Source organism: Streptomyces flavofungini, from assembly GCF_041028215.1.
In the GTDB taxonomy this organism is placed as follows: Bacteria; Actinomycetota; Actinomycetes; order Streptomycetales; family Streptomycetaceae; genus Streptomyces; species Streptomyces flavofungini_B.
The window spans coordinates 1-6,302 of record NZ_JASKYR010000498.1 but is presented as its reverse complement, the minus strand read 5'-3'; the positions used below and the strand labels follow the sequence as shown (position 1 = coordinate 6,302).

General features: G+C 74.7%; 4 protein-coding genes and 1 pseudogene. 1 reads left to right on the top strand and 4 read right to left on the bottom strand.

What is annotated here, in order from left to right; genetic code table 11:
- The first annotated feature begins 46 nt into the window (after positions 1 to 46).
- Positions 47 to 1,390, top strand: a complete 1,344-nt coding sequence (locus AB8Z36_RS28035) for an aminotransferase class V-fold PLP-dependent enzyme (protein WP_369216171.1) — start codon at positions 47 to 49, stop codon at positions 1,388 to 1,390.
- On the opposite strand, the gene AB8Z36_RS28030 is transcribed toward AB8Z36_RS28035, so the two are convergent.
- The 4 genes and pseudogenes from AB8Z36_RS28030 to AB8Z36_RS28015 all read right to left on the bottom strand — a co-directional run bounded on the left by AB8Z36_RS28030 (position 1,333) and on the right by AB8Z36_RS28015 (position 6,151).
- Positions 1,333 to 2,541, bottom strand: coding sequence for a glycerate kinase family protein (locus AB8Z36_RS28030; RefSeq protein ID WP_369216170.1), 1,209 nt, complete (start codon positions 2,539 to 2,541; stop codon positions 1,333 to 1,335). The two genes, AB8Z36_RS28035 and AB8Z36_RS28030, sit on opposite strands and share 58 nt — an antisense overlap.
- Positions 2,542 to 2,564: 23 nt before the next feature.
- Positions 2,565 to 3,981, bottom strand: a pseudogene (locus AB8Z36_RS28025) (SLC13 family permease).
- A gap of 56 nt (positions 3,982 to 4,037) precedes the next feature.
- The gene (locus AB8Z36_RS28020; protein ID WP_369216169.1) at positions 4,038 to 4,706 is read right to left on the bottom strand and encodes a response regulator transcription factor; all 669 of its coding nucleotides are present in this window, start codon (positions 4,704 to 4,706) and stop codon (positions 4,038 to 4,040) included.
- On the bottom strand, positions 4,703 to 6,151 hold the full coding sequence (locus AB8Z36_RS28015) for an ATP-binding protein (protein ID WP_369216168.1): 1,449 nt from the start codon (positions 6,149 to 6,151) through the stop codon (positions 4,703 to 4,705). The genes AB8Z36_RS28020 and AB8Z36_RS28015 overlap by 4 nt, the downstream gene beginning before the upstream one ends.
- Positions 6,152 to 6,302 lie beyond the last annotated feature (151 nt).

Here is a 6,302-nt window from a genome sequence, read left to right as displayed (position 1 = left end):
GACCGCCACCGCCACCGACTCCGCCGACCCCTGCTGTGCGGCGCCGCTGCCGGTGCTCGGCAGGGACGTCACCGTGCCGCTCGTGACCGGCGGCGAGGTCACCTACGCCGCCCTCGACTACGCGGCGAGCGCCCCGGCGCTCCAGCGGGTCTGGGACGACGTGGCCGCGTACGCGCCCTACTACGGCAGCGTGCACCGCGGCGCCGGATACCTCTCGCAGCTCTCCACCGACCTCTTCGAGAACTCCCGGGCGACCGTCGCGGAGTTCCTCGACTGCCGCGAGGGCGACCAGGTCGTCTTCACCCGGTCCACCACCGACTCGCTGAACCTGCTCGCCGCCGCGCTGCCCGCCGACTGCCAGGTCTTCGTCTTCGAGACCGAGCACCACGCCTCGCTCCTGCCGTGGCGGGACGCCCGCGTCAGCTACCTCGACGCCCCGCGCACGCCCGACGAGGCCGTGCAGACCCTGGAGCGCGCCCTGGCCGACCGCGAGCCCTACGGGGCCGCCCTGGTCTGCGTCACCGGTGCCTCGAACGTCACCGGCGAGCTGTGGCCGGTGCGTGAACTCGCCGCCGCCGCGCACGCGCACGGTGCCCGGATCGTCCTGGACGCCGCGCAGCTCGCGCCCCACCACCCCGTCTCCGTGCGTGAACTGGACGTCGACTGGGTCGCCTTCTCCGGGCACAAGCTGTACGCGCCCTTCGGCTCCGGCGTCCTCGCGGGCCGCTCCGACTGGCTGACCGCCGCCGAGCCCTACCTCGCGGGCGGCGGCGCCTCGCGGAAGGTGGCGCGACGCCCCAAGGAGGCGGGCGGCGGCGTGGCCGTGGAGTGGCACGACACCGCCGCCCGCCACGAGGCCGGTTCGCCCAACGTCATCGGCGCCTACTCCATCGCCGCCGCCTGCAAGGCGCTGACCGAGGCGGGCTTCGACCAGCTCGTCGCCCGTGAGGAGCACCTGATCGCCACGGTGCGCGAGGGCCTCGCCGAGGTGCCCGCCGTCCGGGTGCTCTCGCTCTTCGGTGACGACGCGCCGCGCGTGGGCGTCATCTCCTTCGTCGTGGACGGCTGGAACAGCTCCCACTTCGCCGCCGCGCTCTCCGCCGAGTACGGGATCGGCGTGCGGGACGGACTGTTCTGCGCCCACCCGCTGCTGCGCACCCTGCTGGGCGGCGAGCCCGACGAGCCCGGCGAGTGCGGCGCCCCCGAGGCCGCGCCCGGCGAGAAGTCGCTGAACGCGATCCGCGTCAGCTTCGGCGCGGGCACCCCCGACGAGCACGTCGAGCGCTTCGTACGGGCCGTCAAGGAGCTGGTGGCGGACGGCGCCCGCTGGAGCTACCGCACCGAGGACGGCCGCTGCGTGCCGGACACCGGCGACGCCGTCGCCGCCTGACCCGCCCCGAGCCGCGACCCGAGCACGATCATCCGCAGCGCCCGCTCGGTCGCGTCGGTGAGGAACTCCCCGCCCCTGCCAAGCGCTTCGGTCAGGGAGACGGGCGCGGGCAGGATCGAGCTGTAGGCGTCGACGCCCGCCGCCCGTACGTGGTGGGCGCCCCGCCCGATCGTGCCCGCGAGCACCAGGACCGGGCGGCCCGAGCGCTTGGCGCGGCGGGCCACCTCGGCGGGGATCTTGCCGCGCGGCGTCTGGTGGTCGAGGGCGCCCTCCGCCGTGACGACCAGGTCGGCGCGGGCGAGCCTGGCGTCCAGGTCGAGCCGTCCGAGCAGCACGTCGAAGCGGGGCAGCAGCCGTGCGCCGAGCGCGGCGAGCCCGGCCCCGAGCCCGCCGGACGCGCCGGTGCCTGGCCCCTCGAAGAGGTCGGCCGTGACCCGGAGATCGCGGGTGAGGAGGTGCGCCCAGTGGTCGAGGGCGGCGGCGAGCTGTTCCACCTGGGCGGCGCTCGCGCCCTTCTGGGGGCCGAAGACGCGGGCCACGCCGCGCTCGCCGCAGAGCACGTTGAAGGGGTTGCACGCCACCCGGATGTCGGTGTGGGCGAGCCGTGGGTCCAGGCCGCGCACGTCGATCCGGCTCAGCCGCGTCAGCTCCCGGCCGCCGTGCGGCAGTTCCCGGCCACCGGCGTCCAGGAGGCGGGCGCCCAGGGCCTGGAGGGCGCCCGCGCCGCCGTCGGACGTGCCGGAGTCGCCGCAGCCGACCAGGATGCGCCGGGCGCCCGCGTCGAGGGCGGCGCGGATCAGCTCGCCGACGCCGTACGTGGTGGTGGCGCCGGGGTCGCGCAGGTCGCGGGGGACCAGGGCGAGTCCGGCGACGGCCGCCATCTCGACGACCGCGGTGCCGTCGCGGAGCAGCGCGAAGTGCGTGCCGACGCGCCGGCCCACGGGTCCGGTGGCGGTCAGCGCGACGAGCCGCCCGCCGTCCGCCGCCGCCAGCGCGCTGGCCGTGCCCTCGCCGCCGTCCACGAGCGGGATCAGGTCGGTCCGCGCGTGCGGGACGACACGGCGTACTCCTTCGGCGATGGCCTCGGCGGCGGAGCGGGCGGACAGGGACTCCTTGAAGCCGCTGGGGGCGATGGCGAAACGGGTCAGCATGCGGTCTCCCGGAGGGTCGGGGTTCAGCGGAGGGGGACGCCGAGCAGCGGCCAGAGCGTGACGGCGAAGAGCAGGACGAGCGTGGCGGTCAGCGGGGCCAGGACCGCGGAGAGGCGCAGCAGGTCGCGCGGGGTGTAGGTGGGGGTGCCCGGGATGTCGGCGAAGAGGGTGACGGGCTTGGCCGACGCGGGCAGCGTGTGGCAGAACCCGGCGGCCGCGGTCGACGCCAGGGCGGCCGCGACCGGATTGACGCCCGCTGCGCCGCAYGGCCGCCGCGACGACCAGCGGGACGAGGACGGAGGAGCGGGCCGAGCGGGACTGGAGGACCAGGTGGGCGGCCGTGCTGAGGAGGACGACCACGGTCAGGAACAGCACGGGGGGCACATCCAGCGGCAACCCGCCGACCAGCCACTTCGCCGCCCCGGAGTCGGCGAGCGCGACGCCCATCGCCATCGTCGCGGCCATGAGGAGCAGCAGCGCCCACGGCACGGTCCGCAGGGCGTCCTTCAGGCGTACGGTGCCGAGCGCGGGGGAGGCGGCCACGACGGCGCCGATCAGCGCGACGACGGCGGGCGGCACCCGGTGCAGGGGCTCGCTGCACCAGAGCGCGACGACCGTCGCGAGCAGCAGGGCGCAGCGCGTCTCCGCGGGGTCCCAGGGCCCGGAGACCGGCCGCTCGCTGTGGACCTGAAGCTGTTCGACGGTGATGTGCACCGGGCCCCGGCGGTCCGCGCGCCGGGTGGTCGTCAGGAGTACGGCCTCGGCGGCCAGATGGGACGAGGCGACGGCGAGCGGCAGCCCGAGGAGCAGCCACCGCGCGAAGCCGATGCGGTCGCCGGTGGCCTCCCGGAGCACCGAGACGGTGATCAGATGGGCGCCGGCGCCGATCAGCGTCGCGACCGCCGAGAGCAGGATGACGGTGGGGAAGAGCAGCGCGAGCATCACGACGAGCCGCCTGCGCTCGCCGAGGACCTTGGCCAGGGCGAGGAAGACGGGCAGCGCGAGGGCCGCGCGCCCCGAGGTGGCGGGGACCGCGAAGGCCGTCACGACGAGCGCGGCGGTCGTCAGGTGCGTCAACTGCCGTACGCTGCGGGCCCCGCTGACCAGGAAGGCGGCGGCCCGGCCCGCGAGGCCGCTGCGCGCCACGGCGGCGGCGAGCACGAAGGCGCAGATCAGGAGCCACACCGTCGCGTCGCCGAGAGTGCCGAAGAGGGTGTCGCTGCTGATCACGCCGGTCGCGGTGAGGGCGAGCCCGGCGCCGAGCGCGATGTAGGTGTCGTCGACCGGGGTGCCGACCCACGCACAGGTCGCGAGCGTGAAGACGGCGAGGGTGAGGCGGGCGTCGGCGCCGAGCCCGGGGAAGTTGCCGGGGACCACGAGCAGCGCGCACACACTGAGCGCGGCGCACAGGGTCACGGCGCCGCGGGGGGGCAGGGTCACGCCTTCAGCGTGCCGCCGCGCCGTGAGCCCTCAATGAGCCCCGGATGAAGGGAATCTCACCCGGCCTCCGGCAGCCGGTACCCCATCCCGCGCACCGTCTCCACCCGCTCGGCGCCCAGCTTCTTGCGCAGGGCGCGCACGTACACGTCCACGATGTTGGAGCCGGGGTCGAAGTCGTACCCCCACACATGGGAGAGGATCTGCTCGCGCGAGAGGACCTGACCCGGGTGGCGCAGGAACAGTTCGAGGAGCACGAACTCCCGGGCCGTCAGATCCACCGTCCGCTCACCCGCGCGCGCCCTGCGGGTCCGCAGGTCCAGGGTGAGCCCGCCGCTGCGCAGCACCGTCACCTCCGGTGCCCACGCCGCCGTGCGCAGCCGCAGCCGCACCCGGGCGAGCAGCTCCTCGAAGCGGAACGGCTTGGTCATCCAGTCGTCGGCGCCGCCCTCAAGACCCGCGACGGTGTCCCGTACCGAGTCGCGGGCGGTCAGCACGATGACGGGCGTGCACACCCGGGCCTCGCGGAGCCTGCGCAGGACCGTGAAGCCGTCCTTGCCGGGCAGCCCGATGTCCAGGACGACCAGGTCGAAGCCGCCGGTCAGGGCGTAGTCGTGGGCGCTCTCGCCGTCGCCGACCACGGCGGTGGTGAAGCCGTTGGCGCGCAGGCCCTTCTCGACGAAGGAGGCGATGCGCTCCTCGTCCTCGACGATCAGTACGCGGTTCATGACCGGGCCGTCCCTTCCTGCTGTGGCTTGGTGAGTACGAAGGTGGCGCCGCCGCCGTCCGTGGGGCGCAGTTCGACGCGCCCGCCGTGGCCCTCGGCGATGGCCTTCACGATGGCGAGGCCGAGCCCCGCCCCGGTGGCCCGGGTGCCGCGCCGCGCGGTGCCGCGCCGGAACCGCTCGAAGATGACGGCGGCGTCCTGCGGCTGCACCCCGGGCCCGCTGTCGGCGACGTACAGCTCGATGTGGCCCTCGCGCAGCCGTGAGCCGATGCCGACGCGCTGGCCGGGGACCGTGTGCTGCACGGCGTTCTGGGCGAGCTGGACCATCGCCTGGGTGATGCGCTGGGCGTCGAGCGCGGCCTCGGTGTCGGCGACCTCGGTGAGGCACCAGTCGCGCTCGCCGAGGGCTCTGGCCTTGACGAAGACGTCCGCGGTCAGCTCGGCGAGCTGCACGGGGCCCGGGGTGACGAAGTCGGGCCGTTCGGCCTTGGCGAGCAGCAGCAGGTCCTCCACGATGCGGCTCATCCGGTCCAGTTCCTCGGTGACGATGCGGACCGTCTCCTCGCGCTCGGCGGGGTCGTCGCCCATCAGCTCCAGGTGGCCTCGGACGATGGTGATCGGGGTGCGCAGTTCGTGGCCCGCGTCGTCGACGAACTCCCGCTGGGCGGCGAAGGCCCGCTCCAGGCGGTCCAGCATGCCGTTGAAGGTCTCGGCGAGGGCCGCCACGTCGTCGTGGCCCTGCACCGGGATGCGCTGGGTGAGGTCCTGCTCGGTGAGCTGGGCCGCGGTGGCCCGCATCAGCCTGACCGGCTTGAGGATGCGCCCGGCGACCACCCAGCCGATGCCCGTCGTCATCAGGAGCGCGACCCCGGAGATGGCGAGGAGCATGGTGAAGACGCCGTCGGCCTTGGCCCGTTCGCCCGCGGGGTGGAAGGCGACCACGAAGGCCGCCTCCGGGTGCCCGGCGTCCGCCTCGATCACCGTCTTCGCCCAGCGGACCTCGCCGCCCGGCCGGTCCAGGGTGCCGGTGGCGTCGGGGGAGTCGAAGACGGCCTTCAGCGACGCGGGGTCACCGGCCAGCGGATGGTCGATGCGCGGCTCCCTGGACTGCTCCTTCTTGGCGGGGCCCCGGCCCTTGCGGCCGATCAGGCCGAGCAGTTCCTCGTCGGGGTCGGCGTACTGCCGGGACAGGAAGAGCCGCAGCAGCGGGTCGGCGTCGGTGAACCGCTCGCCCGTGTGCGGATCGACCCCTTCGTGTACGAAGTTGGTGAACTCGCCGGTCTCCTGCGCGAGCAGCCGGTCGACGCGGTGGTCGACCTCGCGGAGCAGCACCGAGCGCGTGGTGGCGGCCACCGCGGTCAGCGCGACGGCCATCACCACGAGCAGCCACAGCAGGATGCGGACCCGGGCGGATATCCGGCGGCGCGGGGGGTCAGCCGTCGTCACCGGCGCCGTCGTCGTCGCTGTCGCCGCGGTCTGTTTCTTCGGCGTATTCGGCGTCTTCGGCGTCGTCGTTTCCGTCATCGCCCGGAGATTCGTCATCGCCCGGGGCATTCTCGCCGACCGGCGGCGGGGACACCGTCTCGTCGCTCGGCGT